Here is a 25856-nt window from a genome sequence, read left to right as displayed (position 1 = left end):
GCTAGTTTTAAAACAAGACCATCAACTATAGAAAAAATTATTATCTTTATATAATTTATTCTGTGATTTTTATTACCTAAAATTATTTATTAAAACCTTTTTATTAAAGAGTATTATCACTTTTATTTTTTATGTTATCGCTTTAAATCTAGCGCATTAAATAATTTATCGCTTCTTTTAAAAACATTCTAGTGCTCTTAAAAAATAGAGGTATAAAAATAAAGAAAGATACTTGAAGAGATAATAATAATAGTGTGTGTTTATTATTTAACATAAACAAAGAGAATAGAATAGCAAAGGAAATAATAAAGTAACTAACCACCAGAATTAGTGATTGTTTTTCTGATTTTATAGTCAATACATTATCTTCAATATTAACAGTTTTAGTTCCATTATCTCGAAGTTGTAAGTTTTCAGTTATTACTGGTTCAAATAATAATTCTGTTGTCGTTTTCATTATAACATCCATTGTTTAGTCATTTTACAACTACTATAAGCGATATTGTTTTCTTTCAATCAAATAAGATTACTTAATAAACAACCTCATATTCAAGGTTAAATGAATAATCAGACTTATTACACTATTTATTAAATAATTAAATTTAGATTTAGAAATAGCCCAAAAACAACAATAGCCGTTATTCGGCTATTGTTGTATATAAAATTTATAAAGTTGTAAATTAACTAATGACTTTCGTCTTTTCTCTTTCCGCCGTTATTTCTGCAATTCGCATAATAACGCTAACTGCCGCTTCCATTCCCTCAAGAGAAATAAACTCATGTTTACCGTGGAAGTTATAGCCACCAGTGAAAATATTAGGACAAGGCAAACCGCGATAAGAAAGTTGTGCACCATCAGTACCGCCACGAATAGGCTTAATATCTGGCTCAATATCGCAATCAATCATCGCTTGCTTAGCAATATCAATAATATGTGGGAATTGAACAACCTTATCGTGCATATTGTAATAACTGTCATCAATAGTCAGTTCAATATAGCAATCTGGGTGTAAACCTTTACCAACTTTCTCTGCTATCGCAATCATATTTTGTTTGCGTTTTTCAAACTGATTACGGTTAAAATCACGGATAATATAGTGCATATCCGCTCTTTCTACACTGCCTTTCATGCTTTGAAGATGATAAAAACCATCATAGCCATCCGTATTTTCTGGTGTTTCATCTGTTGGTAATTCTTGGTGTATACGTGAAGCTAAACCAAGCGCATTTACCATCACACCTTTAGCACTACCGGGATGCACATTGTTACCTACAATTTTGATGCTTACTGATGCAGCATTGAAGTTTTCAAACTCCAGTTCACCAACACCACCCCCATCGACGGTATAAGCCCAGTTTGCACCAAATTCTTTTAAATCAACATAGTGCGCACCACGGCCAATCTCTTCATCTGGCGTAAAAGCAATGCGAATATCACCGTGCGGTCGATTAGTTTCTTTTAAACGTACCATCGCCGTAATGATTTCAGCAATACCAGCCTTATCATCAGCACCAAGTAATGTTTTTCCATCTGTAGTAATTAATGTTTTACCAATCATTGAGTGCAGAATTGGAAACATAACTGGCGATAACACTTCATCACCAATACCAAGGGCAATATCTCCCCCACGATAATCTTCAAGTACTTGTGGTTTTACATGCTTACCTGAAAAATCAGGTGATGTATCAAGGTGCGAAATAAAACCAATTACGGGTACTGGCCATGAAACGTTAGAGGGTAATCCCGCCATCACACAGCCTTTATCACTGAGTGTGACATCAGAAAAACCCAATTTTTTTAGCTCTTGCACCAACGCTTTTGCTAACTTTAATTGCCCATCACTACTTGGCGATATTTTTGAAGATGGCTTTGATTGAGTATCAAAACTAATGTATTCGAAAAACCGTTCTAATAATTTATCCATTTTGCCCCCTAAATCTCTCTAAGATTCATAATAGGGAACTTTAAAAAATAATTATTGCGTCAAATCAGCTTTAGGATCATTAATTAAATCAAACAATTTATGAACATAATCATCAACAACCTGGCTCGCTGGGCCATAGTGTTTTTCTTCAAACTGACTTTCAACGAGACTTGGCTCAAGATTTAGCTCAACGGTATGCGCTCCTGTCAGTTTTGCCTCATGTACAAACCCAGCGGCAGGATACACATTGCCAGAAGTACCAATAGAAATAAAAATATCTGCCTCAGCTAATGCTTGATAAATCTCTTCCATTCCTAGTGGCATCTCACCAAACCACACAATATGTGGGCGCAAAGGTGATGGAAATTGGCAACAATGGCAATAGTCACTCGTTTCCAAATCGCCTTTCCATTCAAAAACTTGACGAGATTGAGGGCAACGCACTTTGAGCAACTCACCATGCATATGTAAAACATGCTGACTACCTGCTTTTTCATGCAGATTATCAATATTTTGTGTAACAAGTAAGAAGTTTTCCTTACCAAGGCGCTGCTCTAGTTTTGCTAATGCGAAGTGAGCTTCATTAGGCTGAATAGAAGGCTGTTGCAGTTGACGACGACGCTCGTTATAAAACTGCTGAACTAACTTGGGATTTCGTTGATAACCTTCTGGCGTTGCGACATCTTCAACACGGTGCTCTTCCCACAATCCATCTTCTGAGCGGAATGTTTTAATTCCTGATTCAGCTGAAATGCCAGCCCCAGTTAATACGACGACTTTGGGTAAATTCATTTCATGCTCCGTTTTATGGGTTAATTGAAAATAACGACAACGAGCATGTTGTCTGCGTAGATACTTAATCTTACGATATTTCCTAAACCGACGATGACGAAGTTTCATCATAACAATCCTTGGTTCTCACTTTTAAAATATAGCTGTTTTAAATTAACGATTTTAATGTGTTCTATTTATTTTTATGCCATTAAACTTATTGTCCACTTAGAATTCTCGCCGGATCAAGTTTAGTTGCCCTACGAGCAGGATACCAACTGGCTATTAGACTTAAGACAACCGTAGTAAGAAATACAGAAAAAACATCTATTCCATGAATTTCAGAAGGTAAAAAGTCAACAAAATAAACATCGCCTGAAAGCACACTATGCCCTGTAAGTGATTCAATAGCAGAAACCAACGGCGTAAGATTAAGTGCAACTAAAACACCCACAATAACCCCAGCAACACAACCAATCATGCCAGATAATAAACCATACCATAGGAAAATATTACGAATATGACTATCTCTTGCACCAAGAGTCCTTAAAATAGCAATATCACTGCTTTTATCTCTAACGGCCATAATAAGCGTAGAAACAATATTAAAACAGGCAACACCTATTACTAAGATCATCGATAAATACATAATGCTGCGGATCATCTGAATATCGCTATACATATAACCATAATCACTTATCCAGCTTTTTGCATAAACATATTCTTGGCTATTTAATCCTGCATTATGAATAACTTCATTAGCAGTAAAAGGATCGGCCGTTTTTATTTCAATCCCTGTAACACCATTGCCATAATCCATATATTGTTGAGCATCAGTCAGTGGAATAAGGGCTAATTGGTGATCGAGCATACCACTTAAACGAAAAATCCCACTCACCTGTAAACGAATACGTTTAGGCTGTAATAACTTAGTTGGATCGTCATTATTAGGAATTAATACAGTTAACCAATCGCCTTTAGTAATTTTTAATGAGTCAGCAACACCTTGTCCAATAATAACTTGCTGTTTTCCGGCTTTAAAATCTTGCCATGCGTTATCTTGTACATAACTGGGTAATAGACTGATATCAGGTTGCTTTTCTGGCAATACTCCCATTACTTGAACGGCTTTTAAATCAGTGCCTTTTTCTAATAGTCCTGTAAGCAAAATATAAGGTGCAGCAGCAGCAACGCCCGGGGTATTTTCGATACGCGGTAATGCCGATTGCCACTGCGTAAATGGCTGTTCAACTGAATATATTTGCCCATGAGGAACAACAGAAAGAATGCGATTTTTTAGCTCGCGCTCAAAACCATTCATGGCACTTAAGCCAATAATAAGAACAGCGACACCGAGCATAATTCCTAATGTCGATATAATTGAGATTAAAGAGACCATTCCTGCACGCTTTCGTCCTCTTGAAAAACGCAGAGCAGTCACTAAAGCAAGTGGCAACTGAGCCATTATTTCACTCCTGAAACCGAGTCATGTTGCTGTAATTGACCATCTTTCATTTCAAGCTGACGCTGAAAACGTGCAGCTAATGCTAAATCGTGTGTCACCACTAAAAATGCCGTTTTTTTCTCTTTATTTAACTTCAGCAATAATTCAAAAATAGCTTCAGCATTCTTTTGGTCAAGATTACCTGTTGGCTCATCAGCAAGAACTAACGCAGGATCATTCACCAAAGCTCTCGCAATAGCAACACGTTGCCTTTCACCACCAGAAAGCTCTGATGGACGATGATGTGCTCGCTCTTTTAAGCCAACAGCGTCTAAAAGAGACATCGCTTTTTGTTTTGCATTGGCCACACTGGCGCCGCCAATCATTAAAGGCATAGCAACATTTTCAAGCGCCGTAAAATCAGGCAAAAGATGATGAAATTGGTAAATAAAACCAAGTTGAGTATTACGTAAATCTGCTTTTTGCGACGATGAGAGCTTATTTAGTGATTGTGCTTTAAAAAAGACCTCGCCTGAACTTGGCGAATCTAAGCCACCTAATAGATGTAATAACGTACTTTTACCCGATCCAGAACTTCCGACAATAGCTAAAAAATCACCTTGCCCCATTGAAAAAGAGACTGATTTTAAAACTTGCGTTGAGATCGAACCATCTTTGTACTCTTTGCATAGCGCATGACAATCTAATAAATATTGTGTCTCAATTTTTGCTTGTATTTCTGATGGGTATTCTGATTTAAAAGAAGAATTACTCATAACGTAGCGCCTCTGCTGGCTGAATTGTCGCTGCCCGCCAAGACGGGTATAAAGTCGATAAAAGTGAAATAACAATGGCAGCAAAACCAATAATAAATACGCGTCCCCATTCTAATGTTGCAGGTAATTCAACACCATGAGGAATAAGCCCAACGGCTGGCATAATAATATTAAGCTGACTAGACAGTAAGGCACCTAATAACCCACCAGCTATAGCTCCCATAATGCCAGCGCCAGCACCTTGCAGCATAAAGATAGACATTATCTGAGTTCGCTTTAATCCCATTGTTTGCAAAATAGCGACTTCACCTTGTTTTTCCATCACCAATAAAGAAAGAGAGGTAATAATATTAAAAGCTGCCACCGCAATAATTAAGCTTAATAATAATCCCATCATATTTTTTTCCATTTTAACAGCTTGGAAAAATTCACCTTTACGCTCTCGCCAATCTTTCCAACTTAATCCTTCAGGTAAAGATTGAGCGCTATATTTTTCGATATTCAGTGGAGATGAGAAAAAGAGACGCCACCCAGTAATATTACCGGGTTGATAACGCATTAAACGTGCAGCATCTTGCTGATTAACAAGAACCTGTGAAGCATCAGCATCACCACCACTTTGAAAAATACCTTTGACAGTAAAAAGTCGCTGACTTGGAACTCTGCCCATTGGCGTTAATTGGCTCACGCTAGGAACAATGAGACGGATTTTATCCCCTTCTTTTGCTTTTAGCTGTTTAGCTAAATTATTACCAAGGATAACGCCATATTCACCCGCTTTAAGCATCGAAAAATTACCATAACGAATATATTGTGTTAATGGTTCATCTTGCGCTTTTTCAACACCTAACATTATGCCAACACTGATATTGTCTTTACTTTGTAAAACAACATCGCCTTCAACTAAAGGAACGACATTTATAACACCTTCTCGTTTTAATAAAGTTTGCGCAGTGCTATCTTGTTTTGGCAATTGTCCATTAGGGGTTGTGATAATAGCTTGTGGAATATAGGCCAATATACTGTCTTGTAATGAACGCTCAAAACCATTCATTACAGAAGTCACAGTGATTAGTGCCGCAACACCTAACATAATCCCTAAAGCTGATAGCCAAGAGACGAAGCGGCCGAACTTATCGACCGCACGACCCCGCATATAACGGAGCCCTATAAAAAATGAGACAGAATTGTACATGAAATCTGTGCTGTTCCTGTTGCTAATGCGAAGTGTTCAGGGATAATAAAGGGTAGTCTTACTGAATGGAACCACTCTATTCCCAAACTGTGGTTTTTTCTTTTATCTTAACCTGCCCGCCAGTTTAAGCTTTAGCGATTACGCTGAAGATGTGTTGGGAGTTAACTACAACCAAGAGTTCACATTACACGCTTATGTCCTCAGAATATCGTTATCAACTTCCTGTAAAACAAGGGGATACTCGCCAGCTAGGTCAGCTGTCAGGTGCCGCTTGTGCCTTAGAATGCGCAGATATCATTAAACGTCATTCGGGATTAGTCGTTCTTGTCACTCGGGATATGCAAAACGCATTACGGTTACAAGATGAAATCCGTCAGTTTTGTGATTATCCGGTAGATACCCTCTCTGATTGGGAAACATTGCCCTACGACAGTTTTTCGCCTCATCAAGAGATTATCTCTAATCGCCTTTCTACGCTATACCGTATCCCATCACTTCTCAAGGGAATTTTAATCTTACCAGTCAATACGTTAATGCAAAAAGTCTGTCCTACGGATTATCTCGCAGGTCATGCATTAATAATGCACAAAGGTGAGCTACTTTCTCGTGATAATTTACGCAAAACACTTGATGAAGCAGGATATCGCCATGTAGAACAAGTTTTAGAACATGGTGAATACGCGACACGAGGCGCATTACTCGATCTTTTTCCGATGGGAAGTGAGTTACCCTTTCGCGTTGATTTTTTTGATGATGAAATTGATAGTTTGCGTACTTTTGATGTTGATACACAACGTACTTTAGCTGAAGTTGAGCAAATAAATCTGTTACCTGCCCATGAATTCCCTACTGATGCAAATGCAATTGAGCTATTTCGTAGTCAGTGGCGTGAGCGCTTTGATGTAAGGCGTGATCCGGAACATATTTATCAGCAAGTCAGTAAACATGTATTACCCGCTGGGATTGAATATTGGCAATCGCTATTTTTTAGTCAGCCACTATCAAATTTATTTGCTTATTTTCCTAAAAATACCTTAATTGTTACGCAAGACCTCCAAGATTCAGCTGATAAATTTTGGCTAGATATCAATCAGCGTTATGAAAGTAGGCGCGTCGATCCTATGCGTCCACTATTACCCCCGGATGATATCTGGCTAAATGTTGATAACTTCAATAAAGCGCTAAAGCAGTGGCCACGCATTCAGCTACGCAGCGAAATCTTACCTGAAAAGGCTGGGCAAACAAATCTGGGTTATCAGCCACTACCTGATTTATCAATTAATGCGCAAAGTAAATCCCCTCTCGATAACTTGCGCCGTTTCCAAGAGCAGTTCTCCGGCAGTATTGTTTTTTCTGTTGAAAGTGAAGGCCGACGCGAAACGGTACAAGAGCTGTTATCCCGTATAAAAATAGCGCCAAAGCAAATTATTGAATTAGCTGATGCTAAAGAAAAAGGCTGTTACTTTATTATTGGTGCTGCTGAACACGGCTTTATTGATAGTCACCGCCAACTCGCGATGATTTGCGAAAGCGATATGCTTGGTGAACGTGTTAATCGTCGTCGTCAAGATAATCGCCGTACAATCAACACTGATACTTTAATTCGTAACCTCGCTGAGTTGAGTCCAGGACAGCCTGTTGTTCATCTTGAACATGGTGTGGGTCGATATCAAGGTATGACCACACTAGAAGCGGGTGGCGTTAAAGCTGAGTATTTAATGCTGACTTATGCGGGTGGCGATAAACTTTATGTTCCTGTTTCCTCACTTCATCTGATTAGCCGCTATTCAGGCGGTGCTGATGAAAATGCCCCGCTTCATAAATTGGGCGGCGAGGCGTGGACTAAAGCGCGTCAAAAAGCAGCTGAAAAAGTACGTGATGTCGCTGCTGAACTATTAGATGTATATGCTCAACGCGCGGTTAAAACGGGTTTTGCCTTTAAAATGGATAGAGAACAATACCAATCTTTCCGCCAAAGCTTCCCATTTGAAACCACGCCAGACCAAGAAATGGCGATTAATGCTGTACTTAGCGATATGTGTCAACCTATTGCAATGGATAGATTAGTTTGTGGTGATGTTGGCTTTGGTAAAACTGAAGTAGCAATGCGCGCTGCTTTTCTTGCCATTAGCAATAATAAACAAGTTGCTATTTTAGTTCCTACGACACTGCTTGCTCAGCAACACTTCGATAATTTCCGTGATCGTTTTGCTAATTGGCCCGTTAATATTGAGATGATCTCACGTTTTCGTAGTGCCAAAGAACAACAACAGATCACTGAAAAACTAGCTGAAGGGACTATAGATATTGTAATTGGCACACACAAGCTATTACAACCAAGTATTCAATGGAAAGATCTGGGTCTGTTAATTGTTGATGAAGAACATCGTTTTGGTGTACGCCATAAAGAACGAATTAAAGCGATGCGTGCTAATGTTGATATTTTAACGCTCACTGCAACACCTATCCCTCGTACATTAAATATGGCTATGAGTGGAATGCGTGATCTTTCTATTATTGCTACACCGCCCGCGCGCCGTTTATCAGTTAAAACCTTTGTACGCGAATATGACGATTTAGTTGTACGCGAAGCGATACTGCGTGAAACCTTACGCGGTGGTCAGGTTTATTACTTATATAACGATGTTGAAAATATTGAAAAAGCTCGCGATAGACTTGCTGAATTAGTACCAGAAGCCCGAATTGGGATTGGTCATGGTCAAATGCGTGAAAGAGACCTTGAGCGAGTAATGAATGATTTTCACCATCAACGCTTTAACGTTTTACTATGTACGACCATTATTGAAACGGGTATAGATATTCCAAGTGCCAATACCATTATTATTGAACGTGCTGATCATTTTGGTTTAGCGCAATTACATCAGTTACGTGGTCGTGTTGGTCGTTCACATCACCAAGCTTATGCTTATTTGCTAACGCCACATCCTAAGGCGATGACCAAAGATGCACATAAACGCTTAGAAGCTATTGCATCTTTAGAAGATCTTGGTGCGGGTTTTGCACTTGCAACGCATGATTTAGAGATCCGCGGTGCCGGTGAACTCTTAGGTGAAGAACAAAGCGGACAAATGAATACCATTGGCTTCTCGTTGTATATGGAGCTATTAGAAAGCGCAGTCGATGCATTAAAAGAAGGTCGAGAGCCATCCTTAGAAGATCTGACTAATCAACAGACTGAAATTGAATTAAGGATGCCCGTTCTGCTGCCAGATGATTATATTCCTGATGTTAATGTTAGGCTCTCATTCTATAAACGAATTGCCAGTGCTAGTGACTTAAATGAGCTGAATGATTTAAGAGCCGAACTGATTGATAGGTTTGGTACATTACCAGATGCAGGGCGTAATCTATTACGCAATACTGCTATTCGTCTTAATGCCATGAGTTTAGGGATCACCCGAATTGAGGCTAATGATAAAGGTGGATTTATTGAGTTTGGTAAGAAAAATAATGTTGACCCAAGTTATCTCATTAGCTTATTACAAGAACAACCGTTAATTTTTCGTTTAGATGGACCAACAAAATTGAAATTTATTGTTGATCTTACAGAACGAGAAAAACGTCTTATCTTTATTGATAATATGCTAGAAGCATTTGCTGAGCATCGAATCGGATAATCATCTACTGCTAGATAACGCTTTGATAAAAAGGCGTAAATTTAACTATTTACGCCTTTAATTTGCATTCAATGTCACTGGTGTTTTAACTGAAATAATGACAACAATGATTTAAATATTTTTATCTTAATTTTTATTAGATGAGTGACGTAATAAGATTAATATCTACCGTAACATATTAATTTTTAATCTATTATTCTTTTCGACAAGGAACATTCTCATTCATAGAGCAATAAGGTTCTTGTTCTAAAATTAAGCGCCCTTGTGGATCTAATGGAATAGTCTCGCCTGGTTTAAACGTAGTACGTACTTTTCCTGGTGTTCCATCAATGGTATAAAGCACATCATAGCCAACCACCCTGCGCTCTTGACGATAAATAGGAATACACTCTTTAAATTGTGGATATGGGAAACGAGCAATATTTTTGTCGTTGAGTGCTTCAATCATGTAAAAAACTCGACACTCTTTTTCTGCTGGATGAAATCTTGATAAATTTTCTGGTGTAAATGGCGTAGGTAAACCGATACGGTGACAATATTCTTCTGTAACAAACACGGTTGATTTTATTGGTGTTGCTGAAACAACATGAGCGAATTGAGGCTGTGGAAAAATCCACTTCCATACGATAAACGAAAGAATAGCTAATACAAAGATTAGTCCTATCAGTGTGTATTTTCTGATATCAACACTCACTTTTTCCCCTTTTTATCTGTTTTGTCCTTAATTTTACTGCTCTTAAGTCACTATATAATCGCCCTATTTTTATAAGTGATTAATATAGTTAGTATTAACTTAAATGATATCGTTTTACTTAAGAGTTTATTTAACATCCTTGGCTGTTAACATAATAAATAAACTACGTACTTATGACATGTTAAATACACCACTAATTTTTGTTTTAATTACCTAATTAAATAAATATTCCATATTTTTTTAAGATCTCATTCTAATATTAAGGGAGCATTTGACTTATTTAAATAGAGTCTAAAATGTAACTAAGCTATAACGCTACAATACAGCATTATGATAACAGCAACTTAACATTTGTCGTCTATTTACTTTATTCTTAACTGTCTTAATTGGTATTATAGAAAAAGCACTTACTAAATCAGTAAATTTAATTAATCAAAAAAATAAACAAAAATAACAAGTTAACGTATTTTTATTATATGAATAAATAATTAATACTTTAATTAACTCATGCGAATTACCATAACACTTTATCGTAAAAAATAATGAAATAAACGACGCTTTTTATTTAAGAAAAATCTTAAATAATTCAACTTAATAATTTAATGAAAACTCTATTTTAAATTATAACTATTTAACCTTAATGATAAAATTATATTTAACATTGTTAGGTTGTACTCTAGAGTTATTTGTTATTTTTAAGATAAACAGCCAAATCATCTAGTACTTTATGCTACTATTTTTCGGCTTAATTAGATAATCTCATTTCAAAATTTATCTGTAAAGAAAAATAGATAAAAAACCCTCATCTAATATGAGGGTTTTAGTCTATAACTTTTGTCTAGAGGATAGAACAAAAGATAGATCCCATTGGGAGAAATGGAATTAATGCAGTTTCAGTTTTGGTTTAATAACACGATTAATAGATCCAACCAGCATCATTAATCCTGTTTTAATATATCCATGCAGTGCAATTTGGTGCATTCGATAAAGTGAAATATAAACGATACGAGCAATACGCCCTTCTATCATCATGTCACCTTTCATCAAATTTCCCATCAAACTACCAACAGTACTAAATTTAGAAAGTGAAACTAAAGAGCCATGATCTTTATACACATACTCTTTTAGTGGTTTATCTTTTAACATTGCTAAAATATTACCATAACAACGACTTGCCATTTGGTGCGCTGACTGTGCTCGTGGCGGCACAAAACCACCTTCTTTTCTTGGACAAGAAGCACAATCACCTATCGCAAAAATAGCATCGTCTAATGTTGTCTGTAATGTTGGTTTGACGACTAATTGATTAATTCTGTTTGTTTCAAGTCCTGCTATTTCTTGCATAAAATCCGGTGCTTTAATACCCGCAGCCCATACCATTAAGTCAGCATCTATATGCTCACCTTCTTTGGTATTCAAACCATCTTCATCTGCACTAGTTATCATCGTTTTAGTCATCACTCTAACACCTAATTTGGTGAGTTCATGATGTGCTGCGCTCGAAATACGTACTGGTAATGCAGGTAATATGCGTTCGCCAGCTTCAACTAAAGTAATATTTAGCGCTGAAGGTGCTAATTTTTTCAAGCCATAACTATTAAGTTGACGAACGGCATTATGTAATTCAGCAGAGAGTTCAACCCCTGTTGCACCACCGCCCACTATTGCAATATTAACTTTGCGTCCTTCCGCTTCAGCATTAGCATCTGCTGAATATTTTAAAAATAAATTCAACATTTCATTATGAAAACGATGAGCTTGTTGCGGGCTATCGAGGAAAATGCAATTTTCTTTAATACCTGGTGTACCAAAATCATTTGATTTACTTCCCAATGCCATCACTAAAATATCGTATTCAAGTTCACGCTCAGGAACTAATAATTCTTGGTGCTCATCATAAATAGCCGCTAAAGTAATCGCTTTTTTTTCCCGAGAAAGCCCTGTAAGCGATCCTAACTGAAAATTAAAGTGATGATTATGTCCATGAGCCAAATAACTTAATGCATCAACACCATCATCTAATGATCCTGTTGCAACTTCATGTAAAAGTGGCTTCCATAGATGACTATTATTTCTATCAACTAAGGTAATTTCGGCTTTTTTACGACGGCCTAATTTATCTCCCAACTTGGTTGCAAGCTCTAATCCACCTGCTCCACCACCTACGATAACAATTTTTGTTAATGACATAAGCGCCACTCCATAAAGATATTTACTATTGTTATTTAAGTAGGCTTAGTGAAATCTACTTTAATAACGACAGTTAAATCGTTTCGTCTACTATTTTTGTTTTCAAACAAGTTAATTGGAAAGATGGTCATACCAAAATTGATTTATATCAAAAATATTTGAATAATCATATCTCTTTTTTGATAAAACCAATTGATACCTGAACTCATGTGTTCAAAAAGTAATCTAAAAGAAGACTAGAATAAATTTTTGCCTTTGTATATCAGTTAAATAAGGAGTGGTTTTTTTAATGTAATGATTGATATCAAGAAAAAATGATAAAAGAATGAGAAAGAGATATTACATCAAACGAATATATAATATGGAAGAGAAACAAAATATTGAAGTAAAAGCAAAGAGTTATAAAAATGGATGAAATCTCTTCATCCATCTTAAAACAAGAATTTTTAATACCTCATTTGGTATTAAAAGCTTTAATTTTAAACAGATGTTCTGAGAGATTTTTAAACTTATGCGTTTGATTATCATCCCAAATGACTGAGTAATAAGGCGATAATTCATCTGCTGAACGTTGATTATCTAAAATCTCATCATTACGCGATAAAATTACTAAGGCATTGTCTCTGTTTTTAGAACGGAAATCCTTGATACATTTTGTGGCGATATCTAAATATTCTTCGGGTCTGTCAATTTTATCCGTCATATTTTCGTAAGGAAAAAGATTTGGATTTATCATTACTTGACGAATATTACACAAGAAACCAATACGTTCAGCCCAATATCCGCCTAATCCGACTCCGCAAATTAAAACCGGTTCTTTAGTCGATTTAATCACTTTATCCGTTTCTTTCAACAAATGTTGCATATCATGACGAGGATGCAACGTACTGTAGCTAATAAAACGAACATCAGGATCAATAAACTGTAGCTGTAAAACTTTCTCATGATTTCCCGGACTACTGGAATCAAAACCATGTAAATATATAATCATGCGCGCTCCTGCCATTGCTCCTGTAATTGGGTCAACAACTGATTTGATTTTTTCCAACGATCAGATGCTTGAAGCTCACTCAAGGTGTAGCGACCTCGATGATGGTACAATGCAGAAATTCGCTCTGCTTTGACTGAGGACAGGTTATCTAACACACTAACAGCACCTTTGCGATTATTACAGACTAAAATCATATCGCAGCCCGCATCTAAGGCACGTTGCGCTCTTTGTGCATAGCTTCCCATTATAGCTGCACCTTCCATTGAAAGGTCATCAGAGAAGATAACACCTTGAAAGCCAAGTTGCTCACGTAATACTGATTTTAACCAATAAGGTGAACCACTTGCTGGACGCTCATCAATTTGTGAATAAATAACATGCGCTGGCATAATGGCATCAAGTAATTGGCGTTGAATGAAATCTTTAAAGATAGACATATCACGCTGGCGAATATCATCAAGTGAACGTTCATCACGAGGTGTTTCTTTATGAGAATCTGCTCTGACGCCACCGTGCCCAGGAAAGTGTTTACCTGTTGATTTCATTCCCGCTGAACGCATGCCTTTAATAAAACTCTCAGCCATCGCCATGGCAACTTCAGGAGAATCATGAAAAGAACGTTCACCAATAGCGATGCAGCTATGGCCTAAATCAAGCACTGGAGCAAAGCTAATATCAATATCCATTGCAATCATTTCGGAGGCCATAAGCCACCCAGCCTCTTGTGCTAGCTGACTTGCTTGATAGCATTCATTTAATGCAGCGTAAGATTGAGCAGCTGGAATACGAGTAAAACCGTCACGAAAACGTTGTACGCGACCACCTTCTTGATCAACGGCAATGACAAGACGTTCATGTGAAGCATCACGAACTTGACGCACTAATTCATTTAATTGTTCAGCATCGTGGAAGTTGCGGGTAAAAAGGATTAATCCACCGACCAGTGGATGCTTTAATATTTCGCGCTCCTCACTATCGAGTTCATATCCTTCCACATCAAGCATTACTGGACCCATAACATTCCTCTCTTTGTAATTGTGACAATATAATGTCTTTAGCTCATCAGACTAAAATAGCGGCGTAAAGGTTCTGACATTATTAAAAATAATTCATCTTTTGTTTGTTGCCAACGTACTTCATACCACATTAGCATCATATAAAAAATGAATGGTTCCCTAGAAAGAATTCTCTTTCTTAGTTGTTCAACAGAATAAGGCATTCCCTCTTGGGGTTGAAGGTGATGACTATGATATGAACAATAATAGTGTAAAAACTGTCTTTGTTGCTCCGGGGTTAATTGATTAGAAGCAAAAAATGTCATCAATGAATCCGCTATATCAATATCGGCTGCATATTCCCAATCAATGAATTTTATACCTAAATCACTCAGAAGAATATTAGCAGGATGTAAATCCATGTGAGCTGGCGCGTATTTTATAAGATTGTGCCGAGGTTGCTGTAAAAAATTACGCTGTAAAACTAACCATTTTGGTGATAAGCGTTTTCTATCGATGCCATACCAATAAACAGATAATTCATGCCAAAGATCAAGAGGATAACCAAAAGGTTTTTGCTGATGTAACTGAGCAATTTTTTGTGCGAACGGCTGAAAATAAGAGCCAAACAACTGTTGGTATGAAAGATGTTCACCTTGCTGCCAATGAAGAAAAAACCATTCTCCATAACGAGTCGCAATTTTTGGCGATAAATCAGAGCCAGAAAGTTGCTTTAAAATAGCGTACTCCTTTCTGGCTCTAACAAATAAGGCCGTTTTTTCTATTCCATAATATCGTGCAACCCAATCAATCTCAGCATATTGGATGCCGAAAAGTCCCACCGCCTAATCCTGCTAATGCTGTAATTTTCCAATTACTCAATGTTATCGTCGGGAATAAAGCATGCAGTGCATTAAGTAATTTGGCGTAATGCGTATCACTCAACCTTATTACGCCCATTCCAGAGTATTTCACCAGTAGAAACAGACATTAGCTGCATATTGATCACCCGATTATCTTTTTTACCATCAACGGTTGAAAATAAAATGTAATCCGCTTTTAGGTAACGAGCTAATCCAATGGCTGCGCTGCGTAATCCTAAGCTATCTTCACCAGATAATCCTAATGCTTTTCTTGCCGACATCATTTGTGCATAAGGTACTGTTTGTAAAGCACTAATTTGATTTACTGATTGGATAATAGTATTAGTGCCATTAACAGCTTGTATGTTTCCACCGGAATTGTTTTTAATATTATCAACAACTAATAATTTTCCAGCGACAAGATCATCCGTAACCGCCATCTCTCTAATTAATGGTTGAATAGCTGAACTCCAATTAATACTGGTAATTTTAGGTGGTGTTGGAACAACCTCGATAGGCGGCTCTATTGGTGCAGTTGGCTCAACCGGCTCTGTTGGCGTAACAGGTTCAACAGGAACAGGTGGCTGTTGTGGCAACATCGATGGGCAACCTGCAAGTAAAAAAACAGACATCACAACAAATAAAATTCTTTTCATACTGCTGTTACCTTATCCTAAATAAAAAGATAGACCCTGACATAGCTAATTGTTTTATCTGGTATATCGGCGCTAATTTCAGTATCACCATCACCCAAAATAGTCACATCATTGACACGACCCGCTGGAGACACTTCAAGTCCTTGTTCGTTATACCAATAAAAGCGATAACGGATAGAAACTGGGTAAGACTGTGTATTAGATAGCATCACTGTTGCACGTGTACCATTAGCATGTTGCGTTATTGCTGGACGCCCAGCAACAATACCTGCGGCTAATACTGATGGCTCCATCACTATCGCCTGGTGGCGATTAAAGTAGAGTTTATTATCTGCATTAGATGATAAACACCCAGTGACCAATGTCGTCATAAACAGTATAACAAGTAATGAAAATAACGATTTACCTTGTTTTATCATGCAAACTTCCCGTTATCGCGCGCACTCGCGAAAATTTTTCTATTAATTCAATAATATTTAATGGTTATTGGCTTAATAAAGGACCTAGCAGTTTTCCACCTAATAAATGCATGTGGATGTGAAACACTTCTTGTCCACCATGTTTATTACAATTTATTACTAAGCGGTAGCCATCTTCTGCAATGCCTTCTTGCTGAGCAATTTTGGCAGCGACCACAATAAGGTGCCCTAAAACTTGCTCATCTTGTTCAGTAACATCATTTACTGTAGGAATAAGTTTATTCGGTATAATTAAAATATGTGTTGGTGCTTGCGGTGAAATATCACGAAATGCGGTTACCGTATCATCTTGAAAAACAATATTGGCGGGAATTTCGCCACGAATAATTTTACTGAAAATCGTTTCTTCTGCCATTTTTTCCACCTGATTATTAATTTTAGTTTCTAAACCAATTTATTAGTCAGCTAAATTTTGAATATGAAAAAGTTTAGCAAAGTTACGTGTCGTCTGTTGGGCTAACTCTTCAACACTCACACCTTTCAATACCGCCATATATTCTGCAACATCACGTACATACGCCGGTTGATTTTCTTTGCCTCTGTGTGGTACTGGGGCTAAATAAGGGGAATCTGTCTCAATTAAGATCCTATCCAGAGGCACAATGCGTGCAGCTTCTCTTATTTGCTCGGCATTTCTAAAGGTAACAATACCTGAAAATGAGATATACATTCCTAAATCAAGCAACGCGATAGCTGTTTCTTTGTCTTCGGTAAAACAGTGTAATACGCCACCACAATCTTGTACTTTCTCTTCCTTCATAATAGCCAACGTATCTTCACGAGCGCTGCGAGTATGTACAATAACCGGCTTATTCACTTGTCTACCAATGCGAATATGCTCACGGAAGATTTCTCTTTGTAGTTCAGCATTTTCTTGTTGATAGTAGTAATCTAATCCTGTTTCACCTAATGCAACAACGTCAGGTTCAGCAGCCAAACGCGCTAATTCTTCAACATCATGCCCTTCATCAAGATTAAGCGGATGTATACCACAAGAAAATGCAATATTGTCGCGTTTACCAATAAGTTCGCGCATATTCTTAAAGCCAGAAAGTGTTGTTGCAACTGCCAACATATACTGAACATCGCGTTGTTGTGCTTTTTCAACAACATCATCAATATTTTTATGCAGTTTTTCATAATCTAAGCTGTCGAGATGGCAGTGTGAATCAACTAAAAACATAACGTACTCTCATTTATTTAGTCGTGCTAATTAATCTATTTATTTTATTACAGCTAAGATCACAATTAATGCTGTGTAACTAACTGATTTTCCCAAACTAGCAATTGCTCTGCTAGTAATAACTCTCTGTTTAATGATGGTATAGACATTAATTGGTAACGACATTGTTTCCATCCATCAATAACCGATAATAAAACATCTGAAGGTAATTGAGATAACGCAATAATCAACGGCTGTTGGTCTTGATTAACACAATAAGTCTGCGCATTTGATTGCAGTTTCAATGCATCAAGTAGTAACGACAACAACCAATACAAACGGCGATCTACGTTATCTTGATTTAGCTGTGGTAAAAAAGCATAGAGATTACGTTGTTGTAAACCATTCAATAATCCTTGGCAAAAATTGTCTCTTTCCTGCCACTCTTCTTTAAGTAATCTCAATGCCAAAACAGGCGCACCCTGAGATAAATTTATCGCAGTAATAATATTGCTATATGGAATATTTGGAAGCTGTTGCTGCAACCAATGTCCAGCATGATTAATAGCTGGTGCAGCCAAGTGATAATGGAAACAACGGCTACGCAACGTGGCTAATAACGATTCTGGCTGCTGACAATCAAGTAAAAAATAGGTATTTTTAGGCGGTTCTTCTAATGTTTTTAATAGCGCATTAGCCGCAGCTTCAGTTAATGCTTGAGTTTCTTTGATCCAAACAACCCGTGATCCACCTTGTTGAGCATGATGCTCTAGCTTTTCGGTTATTTTTCTCACAGTTTCAATACCAATAGAGGCCTTACCTTTTTCGCATTGTAAGATATGCCAGTCAGGATGCGTTTGAGCCAACATAAGATGACAACTATGGCACTCATTACAACTTTTTAATCCCTGTTTATTCTGGCACATTAACCAACGACTTAAACCATAAGAGAGTGCCTCGGCTCCCATTCCTTCTGATGCCTGTAGCAAAAGAGCATGGTGCCCACGCCCCTCTTGATACATGCTAATGAGTTGTCGATATGCCTGATTTAACCAAGGATACCAATTCATAATGCGTTATTTTCCTGCTCAATTAACCAAGTAGTAAGTGTTTGGCGAATATCGGCTTGTACTTTATCTATCGTTTGTGAGGCATCAATAGTTATAATTGATGCATCTTCTTTAGCGAGTGATTGATAACGCTCGCGAGTACGATAGAAAAAGTCCATAGATTCTTTTTCTATTCTATCTAATTCACCTCTTGCCCTTGCTCTTGCAAGACCAATTACCGGATCAAGATCTAAATACAAAGTTAAATCAGGGCGAAAATCACCTAAAACTGTATTACGTAGCGAAAGCATTAAGTTTTTATCTAAACCTCGCCCACCACCTTGATAAGCTTGTGATGACAAATCATGGCGATCACCAATAACCCATTTCCCATCGGCTAACGCGGGTTTGATCACATTTTCAATTAGCTGAACTCTAGCGGCATAAAGCATTAATAACTCAGCTTTATCTGTTACTTTCTCGCCTTCAATGCCTTGCTTTATAAGCTCGCGTAATTTTTCTGCAAGAGGCGTACCACCGGGTTCTCTGGTAAAAGCCAGATTGGTTATTCCTTGCTGTTTTAATGTTTCAACAACAGTTTGAATAGCGCTCGTTTTTCCTGCGCCTTCTAACCCTTCAATCACGATAAATTTGCTGTTATTCATAATTATCTTTGTTGTAAGCGTCGATATTGCGCGACCGCTTTATTGTGTTCATTTAATGAGGTAGAGAATTTATGCCCACCTGTACCATCTGCAACAAAATAGAGATAACGTGTATCTGCTGGGTGAGCGGCTGCTTTAATTGATGCAACACTTGGCATTGCAATAGGTGTTGGTGGTAATCCATCAATTTGATAAGTATTGTAAGGGGTATAACCATTTAAATCACTACGATAGATGGTTCCGCGATATTTATCACCCAATCCATAGATCACTGTAGGGTCTGTTTGTAATCGCATTTTTATTTTTAATCGATTTACAAAAACAGAAGCCACTTTAGTTCTTTCGGCATCAATTGCGGTTTCTTTTTCAATGATCGACGCCATAATTAGCATTTCATAAGCAGATTTATACGGTAAATCACTATCGCGTTTAATCCACTCTTCTTCTAATGTTTTTTCCATTTGTTGATAAGCGCGTTTTAAAATTGCGATGTCTGTCGTACCGGCGGTGTAATGATATGTATCAGGTGCAAACCACCCTTCTAGATTACTTATTTCAGGTTTAATACCAATAGCTTCGCGTAATTTATCGCTATCCATAGTATGTGCGATAGCGTTAAGTTCAGTGGCTTGTTCAAAAATAGGCTGCCAATCACTGAGTCGACTTCCTTCAATAAAACGAATGGTAAATTGCGCCTCTTTACCGCTTTTAATCAACAATAAAACATCGCGTAACGTCATGCCTTTTGTCAGTCGATATGTTCCTGCTTTAAATTGGGCTAATTCCGGTTTTACTTTTAGCAAGATCTGAAAATAGTCATCTTCTTTTAGTAAGTTATTTTTTATCAATAACTGTTCCATTGCGATACGTCCTGTACCCGCAGGCACTGTAAGCAATGTTTCATCTTGCTTCACAACAACATTTGATTCTAATCCTCGGATATTTTGCATTACATACAAAGCGGCTGCGCCTGCGCTAATTAATAAGGCAAAAAAAACAATCCAAATAATCTTTTTTATCTTCATTCACGACTCATCAAAATTTATTTAAGTGATAAACAGCATTGTAAAACAACATCATAATAATCTCGGCTAGGATATTGATAGCGCTTATCATCCGAAAATTCGATCTGTGCAACGGGTATGATTGGCATTAATGCATTTGTTAACCAAACTTCATCTGCATCAAAAAGTGTTTGTGGTTTTTCTTTCACCACATGAATATCCCAAGTACGTTGCTTAGCAAATTGCAAAATTTGTTGGCGCATAATGCCATTAACCCCAGACGCTGTAAGGTTTGGTGTGAAAATTGAATCACCTTTTCGCCAAAAAAGATTAGAGGCATTGGCTTCAATTAAATAGCCCTCATTATCACACACTAATACATCGTCAAATTTTGTAGTTTCTAAATGATGTTTTATCAAAATTTGTTCTAAACGATTCAGATGTTTAATGCCGGCTAACATTGAGTTTTTGCCCAATAAGATAGGACTCATACCCAATAAAACACCCGACAGTTGCTGATTAAGATAATGAGAAGGATAAAGTGAATTTGAAGTGATAATCGTGGGTGTTATAAATCCTTTAGATGAATAACCACGGCCACCTATACCACGACTGATAATAACTTTGATAACACCTTTGGATGTTTCGATAGTAGTAGCAATATCTATAATGTGGTTTTTTAACCAGTTCCAATCTGGAAACGGTAAAAAAAGTGCCTCACAACCTTGTTTTAGCCTTTCAATATGGGCAGATAGCATAATGGGTTGATTATTTTCAACAAGAAGTGTTGTAAAACAGCCATCACCAAATTGCACTGCGCGATCACTGGCATCGACAGTGTTCTGTTGTTGCCCATTAACCCAATACATCGGATATTCTGCCTTTATCTCATTGATATTCATTTGCACATAATAAAGCAACTGGCTGCAAAAGGACAAAATAAAAGACCCAGAGTTATCTGGGCCTTCAGTCTGATCAGCTATTGATAAATACGTCGGTTATACGCGTTTAAATAGAACTGAACCATTTGTACCACCAAAGCCAAATGAGTTACACAGAGCATACTCCATATTCTCAACTTTACGTGCTTTATGTGGAACAAAATCAAGACGACAATTTTCATCTTGATTATCAAGATTAATTGTTGGAGGCGCAATTTGATCACGCAGAGCAAGGATAGTAAAGATTGATTCAACCGCTCCAGCAGCACCTAATAAGTGACCTGTCATGGATTTTGTTGAACTAACTAATACATCAGTACCCTTACCAAACACAGCTTCTACAGCTTGTGCTTCAGCAATATCACCAGCATTAGTTGATGTACCGTGTGCGTTGATATACCCAACGTTAGCAGCGGAAATACCTGCATCATTTAATGCATTTTCCATTGCTAATGCTGCACCAGCGCCATTTTCTGCTGGTGAAGTCATATGGTAAGCATCGCTGCTCATACCAAATCCAACGATTTCAGCATAAATTTTAGCACCACGGTTTTTGGCGTGTTCATATTCTTCTAGCACCAGAACACCTGCTCCATCACCAAGAACGAAACCGTCACGATCAGTATCCCACGGGCGGCTAGCCGCTTGTGGATTATCATTACGGGTTGATAATGCGCGTACTGCACCAAATCCGCCAAGGCCTAATGGTGTTGTTGCTTTTTCAGCACCACCCGCCAACATAACATCTGCATCGCCATAAGCAATAATACGTGCAGCATGTCCAATATTATGAACACCCGATGTACATGCAGTTGCAATAGAGATAGTTGGGCCACGTAAGCCGTAAATAATACTTAAATGTCCTGCAACCATATTAATGATGGTTGAAGGCACAAAGAATGGGCTAATTTTACGAGGGCCACCATTCGTCATAGACGTATGGTTGTCTTCGATAAGGCCTAAGCCACCAATACCAGAACCAATCGCAGCTCCGATACGACTTGCATTGGCTTCTGTTACTTCAAGACCTGAATCTGCAAAGGCTTGAACACCCGCAGCAATACCATACTGAATAAAGAGATCCATCTTACGCGCATCTTTACGCGAAAGATTATAATCTTCATGATTGAAATCTTTTACCAATCCAGCGAATTTGGTCGCATGATGACTGGTGTCAAAATCTTCGATAAGGCTGATACCACTCTGTCCGCCACATACAGCTTCCCAAGAAGCTTCTGCGTTATTACCGACAGGAGATAACATGCCTATTCCGGTCACAACTACACGACGCTTAGACACGCTTATCCTCCAAGGAGGGAAATAGTTAGGGTAAAAAAATATAGGCGGTCGAGTGACCGCCTAGAGTAGCAGACTTATTTACCTGCGTTCTCAACGTAATCAATTGCAGCTTGAACTGTAGTAATTTTTTCTGCTTCTTCGTCTGGGATTTCGATATCGAATTCTTCTTCCAGAGCCATTACCAGCTCAACTGTGTCAAGAGAATCAGCGCCTAAGTCATCAACAAATGAAGCCGAATTTACAACTTCTTCCTCTTTAACACCCAGTTGTTCAACAATGATTTTCTTAACGCGTTCGTCGATAGTGCTCATACTATTAAATTTCCTATCAAAACTCGCTTGCGCGATGATTTTCTTAGTTTATAAATACAGGAAAAGATGCTAACCAATCCCGACTGTGTGGACTACTTTATTCGCTATATTTTGCATTATATTGTACGCAAAAAGCAAATATAAAGACGTCCCCATAATTAGATCATATACATGCCGCCATTGACATGTAATGTTTCACCTGTGATATAGCTTGCTTCATCAGAAGCTAAGAAAGCTACAGCACTGGCAATCTCTTTGGCATCACCTAAACGGTTAGCAGGAACTTGAGATAAAATACCCGCTCTTTGGTCGTCTGTTAATGCTTTAGTCATATCAGTTTCAATAAAACCTGGAGCAACAACATTTACCGTAATGCCTCGGGAAGCAACTTCGCGTGCTAATGATTTACTAAAACCAATCACACCCGCTTTTGCCGCCGCGTAGTTTGCCTGTCCCGCATTACCCATAGTTCCTACAACAGAACCAATGGTAATTATACGGCCATAACGTTTTTTCATCATAGCACGCATAACTGCTTTAGACAGACGGAAGACTGATGAAAGATTTGTGTCGATGATATCTTGCCACTCATCGTCTTTCATGCGCATCAACAGGTTATCACGAGTAATACCTGCATTATTGACTAAAATATCAATTTCGCCAAATTCAGCACGCACATCAGCTAAAAATTTTTCGATAGAGTCGTTTTCTGTGACATTTAACACAAAACCTTTACCCTTATCGGCTAAATATTCAGAGATAGCCTGCGCACCGTTTTCACTCGTTGCTGTACCAATTACTGTTGCGCCACGTGCAACTAAATCTTCTGCTATCGCACGGCCAATACCACGGCTTGCGCCAGTAACTAGTGCTATTTTTCCGTCAAATCCCATGAGTTCCCTCAGTCATTTCCTAATGCAGCGTTTAATGAAGCAATATCATTAACCGCTACAGCGTTCATTTCTTTAGAAATGCGTTTGGTTAAACCGGTTAATACTTTACCCGGCCCCATTTCTAATAGTTGAGTGATGCCTTTATCCGCGATAAGTTCAACCGTTTCAGTCCAGCGCACTGGGTTATATAACTGGCGAACTAATGCATCACGAATAGCATTTGCATCTGTTTGTGCTTTCACATCAACGTTATTAACAACTTGAATTTCAGGTTGTTTAAATTCAATTTCTTGCAATGCGATAGCCAGTTTCTCTGCCGCTGGTGCCATTAACGCACAATGCGAAGGCACACTCACTGCGAGAGGCAATGCGCGTTTAGCACCGGCTTCTTTACATAAAACACCCGCACGTTCTACTGCTTCTTTATTACCTGCGATAACCACTTGGCCTGGTGAATTAAAGTTAACTGGCGAAACGACTTGTCCTTGTGCTGCTGCTTCACATGCTTTTGCAATAGCATCATTGTCTAGACCAATAATGGCATACATGGCACCTGTACCTGCGGGTACAGCTTCTTGCATTAATTGACCGCGTAATTCTACTAGTTTAATTGCCGCGGCGAAATCAATAACACCAGCACACACTAATGCAGAATATTCACCAAGACTGTGACCCGCCATCAGTTGTGGCATTTTGCCTTGTTTTTCTTGCCATACACGCCATATTGCAACCGATGCTGCTAATAATGCAGGCTGTGTCTTCCATGTCTTGTTTAACTCTTCTTCAGGACCATTCTGTACTAAATCCCAAAGAGAATAACCCAATACATCAGAAGCTTGAGCAAATGTTTCTGTCACTACAGGATATTGCTCAGCAAGTTCTGCTAGCATTCCGATAGCTTGAGATCCCTGTCCAGGGAAGATCATTGCAAAATCAGTCATGTTTATTTTCCTGATAATATTAAAAACGGATAAGTGCAGAGCCCCAAGTAAAACCGCCACCAAATGCTTCCAGCAAAATTAACTGACCGCGTTGAATGCGATTATCTCTTACAGCTTCATCTAACGCTGTAGGAACGGATGCTGCTGACGTATTACCGTGGCGATCTAATGTCACCACAACTTTATCCATTGTCATATCCAGCTTTTTCGCTGTTGCTGAAATAATTCTTAAATTTGCCTGATGAGGCACTAACCAGTCCAGTTCAGATTTATCAATATTATTTTTTTCTAGTGTCTCATCCACAATGTGGGCAAGTTCACGAACTGCGACTTTAAATACTTCATTGCCTGCCATAGTGACATAAGCAGAAGCATCTTGGTTTTCTCTATCCTGATAAGGCAGTGCTAATAGCTCACCAAAACGCCCATCAGAATGTAAATGTGTAGAGACGATACCCGGCTCTTGTGATGCGCCAACAACTACGGCACCGGCAGCGTCGCCAAATAAAATAATAGTGCCACGATCATTAGGATCTAATGCGTGTGATAATCTATCAGCACCAATAACTAACGCGTGTTTTACAGAGCCAGTCTTAATAAATTGATCTGCAATACTCAATGCATAAACAAAACCTGAGCAAGCAGCGGCAACATCAAATGCGACACAATCTGCAATACCTAACGCATTTTGTATTTGGCACGCCGCACTTGGAAACGCATGAGAACCGGATGTGGTTGCAACAATAATTAATCCGATATCTTGTTTATTAATGCCAGCCATTTCTAATGCATTTTCAGCCGCACCTGCGCCCATGACTGCAACGGTTTCTTCTTCTGTTGCAATTCGACGTTCATGAATACCTGTTCTGCTGACAATCCACTCATCAGAGGTATCAACCATTTTTTCTAAATCGGCATTAGTCCGCACTTGTACAGGCAAGAAACTACCAGTACCTAAGATTTTTGTATACATT

The 25856-nt window shown here is 38.1% G+C and carries 25 protein-coding genes; 1 reads left to right on the top strand and 24 read right to left on the bottom strand.

What is annotated here, in order from left to right:
- Window positions 1-148 precede the first annotated feature (148 nt).
- The 6 genes from M997_RS08245 to lolC form a co-directional block, all read right to left on the bottom strand.
- Entirely contained in the window at window positions 149-457 is a 309-nt protein-coding gene (locus M997_RS08245; protein ID WP_064719635.1) for a hypothetical protein, read from the bottom strand.
- 223 nt (window positions 458-680) lie between these two features.
- Entirely contained in the window at window positions 681-1925 is a 1245-nt protein-coding gene (gene pepT, locus M997_RS08240) for a peptidase T (protein ID WP_064719634.1), read from the bottom strand.
- Between the two features lie 51 nt (window positions 1926-1976).
- Window positions 1977-2825, bottom strand: a complete 849-nt coding sequence (gene cobB, locus M997_RS08235) for a Sir2 family NAD+-dependent deacetylase (protein ID WP_074379345.1) — start codon at window positions 2823-2825, stop codon at window positions 1977-1979.
- Between the two features lie 88 nt (window positions 2826-2913).
- Window positions 2914-4161, bottom strand: a complete 1248-nt coding sequence (gene lolE, locus M997_RS08230; RefSeq protein ID WP_064719632.1) for a lipoprotein-releasing ABC transporter permease subunit LolE — start codon at window positions 4159-4161, stop codon at window positions 2914-2916.
- A complete protein-coding gene (gene lolD / locus M997_RS08225; RefSeq protein ID WP_064719805.1) occupies window positions 4161-4865 on the bottom strand; it encodes a lipoprotein-releasing ABC transporter ATP-binding protein LolD in 705 nt (234 codons plus the stop codon). Before lolD ends, lolE begins: the two co-directional genes overlap by 1 nt.
- 43 nt (window positions 4866-4908) lie before the next feature.
- A complete protein-coding gene (gene lolC, locus M997_RS08220) occupies window positions 4909-6111 on the bottom strand; it encodes a lipoprotein-releasing ABC transporter permease subunit LolC (RefSeq protein WP_064719631.1) in 1203 nt (400 codons plus the stop codon).
- Window positions 6112-6305: 194 nt separating this feature from the next.
- Here lolC and mfd point away from each other — a divergent pair, with 194 nt between their 5' ends.
- Complete coding sequence (gene mfd / locus M997_RS08215) at window positions 6306-9749, top strand: transcription-repair coupling factor (protein WP_064719630.1); 3444 nt, start codon at window positions 6306-6308, stop codon at window positions 9747-9749.
- A gap of 193 nt (window positions 9750-9942) precedes the next feature.
- On the opposite strand, the gene umoD is transcribed toward mfd, so the two are convergent.
- The 18 genes from umoD to M997_RS08125 form a co-directional block, all read right to left on the bottom strand.
- A complete protein-coding gene (gene umoD, locus M997_RS08210; RefSeq protein ID WP_064719629.1) occupies window positions 9943-10443 on the bottom strand; it encodes a flagellar biogenesis regulator UmoD in 501 nt (166 codons plus the stop codon).
- A gap of 882 nt (window positions 10444-11325) precedes the next feature.
- Window positions 11326-12633 carry an NAD(P)/FAD-dependent oxidoreductase gene (locus M997_RS08205; RefSeq protein ID WP_064719628.1) on the bottom strand — a complete coding sequence of 436 codons (1308 nt, stop codon included), beginning with the start codon at window positions 12631-12633 and terminating at the stop codon, window positions 11326-11328.
- 454 nt (window positions 12634-13087) lie between these two features.
- On the bottom strand, window positions 13088-13624 hold the full coding sequence (gene ycfP / locus M997_RS08200) for an alpha/beta hydrolase YcfP (protein WP_064719627.1): 537 nt from the start codon (window positions 13622-13624) through the stop codon (window positions 13088-13090).
- Window positions 13621-14640: a beta-N-acetylhexosaminidase gene (gene nagZ, locus M997_RS08195; protein ID WP_064719626.1), complete on the bottom strand. Its 1020-nt coding sequence runs from the start codon at window positions 14638-14640 to the stop codon at window positions 13621-13623. Before nagZ ends, ycfP begins: the two co-directional genes overlap by 4 nt.
- 38 nt (window positions 14641-14678) lie before the next feature.
- Window positions 14679-15461 (bottom strand): phosphotransferase, encoded by a 783-nt coding sequence (locus M997_RS08190; protein ID WP_239994664.1) that lies wholly within the window; start codon window positions 15459-15461, stop codon window positions 14679-14681.
- A gap of 95 nt (window positions 15462-15556) precedes the next feature.
- Window positions 15557-16138, bottom strand: coding sequence for a penicillin-binding protein activator LpoB (locus tag M997_RS08185; RefSeq protein WP_064719625.1), 582 nt, complete (start codon window positions 16136-16138; stop codon window positions 15557-15559).
- 17 nt (window positions 16139-16155) lie between these two features.
- Window positions 16156-16557: a YcfL family putative periplasmic lipoprotein gene (locus M997_RS08180; RefSeq protein ID WP_064719624.1), complete on the bottom strand. Its 402-nt coding sequence runs from the start codon at window positions 16555-16557 to the stop codon at window positions 16156-16158.
- 64 nt (window positions 16558-16621) lie between these two features.
- Complete coding sequence (gene hinT / locus M997_RS08175; RefSeq protein WP_064719623.1) at window positions 16622-16972, bottom strand: purine nucleoside phosphoramidase; 351 nt, start codon at window positions 16970-16972, stop codon at window positions 16622-16624.
- A 42-nt stretch (window positions 16973-17014) separates the two neighbouring features.
- On the bottom strand, window positions 17015-17800 hold the full coding sequence (locus M997_RS08170) for a metal-dependent hydrolase (protein ID WP_064719622.1): 786 nt from the start codon (window positions 17798-17800) through the stop codon (window positions 17015-17017).
- A 65-nt stretch (window positions 17801-17865) separates the two neighbouring features.
- The gene (gene holB, locus M997_RS08165) at window positions 17866-18849 is read right to left on the bottom strand and encodes a DNA polymerase III subunit delta' (protein WP_064719621.1); all 984 of its coding nucleotides are present in this window, start codon (window positions 18847-18849) and stop codon (window positions 17866-17868) included.
- Complete coding sequence (tmk, locus tag M997_RS08160; protein WP_064719620.1) at window positions 18846-19493, bottom strand: dTMP kinase; 648 nt, start codon at window positions 19491-19493, stop codon at window positions 18846-18848. Before tmk ends, holB begins: the two co-directional genes overlap by 4 nt.
- A gap of 2 nt (window positions 19494-19495) precedes the next feature.
- Complete coding sequence (mltG, locus tag M997_RS08155) at window positions 19496-20518, bottom strand: endolytic transglycosylase MltG (RefSeq protein WP_064719619.1); 1023 nt, start codon at window positions 20516-20518, stop codon at window positions 19496-19498.
- 17 nt (window positions 20519-20535) lie between these two features.
- A complete protein-coding gene (gene pabC, locus M997_RS08150) occupies window positions 20536-21366 on the bottom strand; it encodes an aminodeoxychorismate lyase (RefSeq protein WP_064719618.1) in 831 nt (276 codons plus the stop codon).
- Window positions 21367-21495: 129 nt separating this feature from the next.
- A complete protein-coding gene (gene fabF, locus M997_RS08145; protein ID WP_064719617.1) occupies window positions 21496-22737 on the bottom strand; it encodes a beta-ketoacyl-ACP synthase II in 1242 nt (413 codons plus the stop codon).
- 74 nt (window positions 22738-22811) lie between these two features.
- Window positions 22812-23048: an acyl carrier protein gene (gene acpP / locus M997_RS08140; RefSeq protein ID WP_004247087.1), complete on the bottom strand. Its 237-nt coding sequence runs from the start codon at window positions 23046-23048 to the stop codon at window positions 22812-22814.
- A gap of 158 nt (window positions 23049-23206) precedes the next feature.
- On the bottom strand, window positions 23207-23941 hold the full coding sequence (fabG, locus tag M997_RS08135) for a 3-oxoacyl-ACP reductase FabG (RefSeq protein WP_064719616.1): 735 nt from the start codon (window positions 23939-23941) through the stop codon (window positions 23207-23209).
- Window positions 23942-23949: 8 nt separating this feature from the next.
- Window positions 23950-24882 (bottom strand): ACP S-malonyltransferase, encoded by a 933-nt coding sequence (fabD, locus tag M997_RS08130; protein ID WP_064719615.1) that lies wholly within the window; start codon window positions 24880-24882, stop codon window positions 23950-23952.
- Window positions 24883-24901: 19 nt separating this feature from the next.
- Window positions 24902-25855: a beta-ketoacyl-ACP synthase III gene (locus M997_RS08125; protein WP_064719614.1), complete on the bottom strand. Its 954-nt coding sequence runs from the start codon at window positions 25853-25855 to the stop codon at window positions 24902-24904.
- Window position 25856 lies beyond the last annotated feature (1 nt).

It is taken from the genome of Proteus hauseri ATCC 700826 (assembly GCF_001654965.1).
In the GTDB taxonomy this organism is placed as follows: Bacteria; Pseudomonadota; Gammaproteobacteria; order Enterobacterales; family Enterobacteriaceae; genus Proteus; species Proteus hauseri.
Note: the sequence above shows the minus strand (reverse complement) of the source record. Positions and strands in the feature narration are given on the sequence as shown.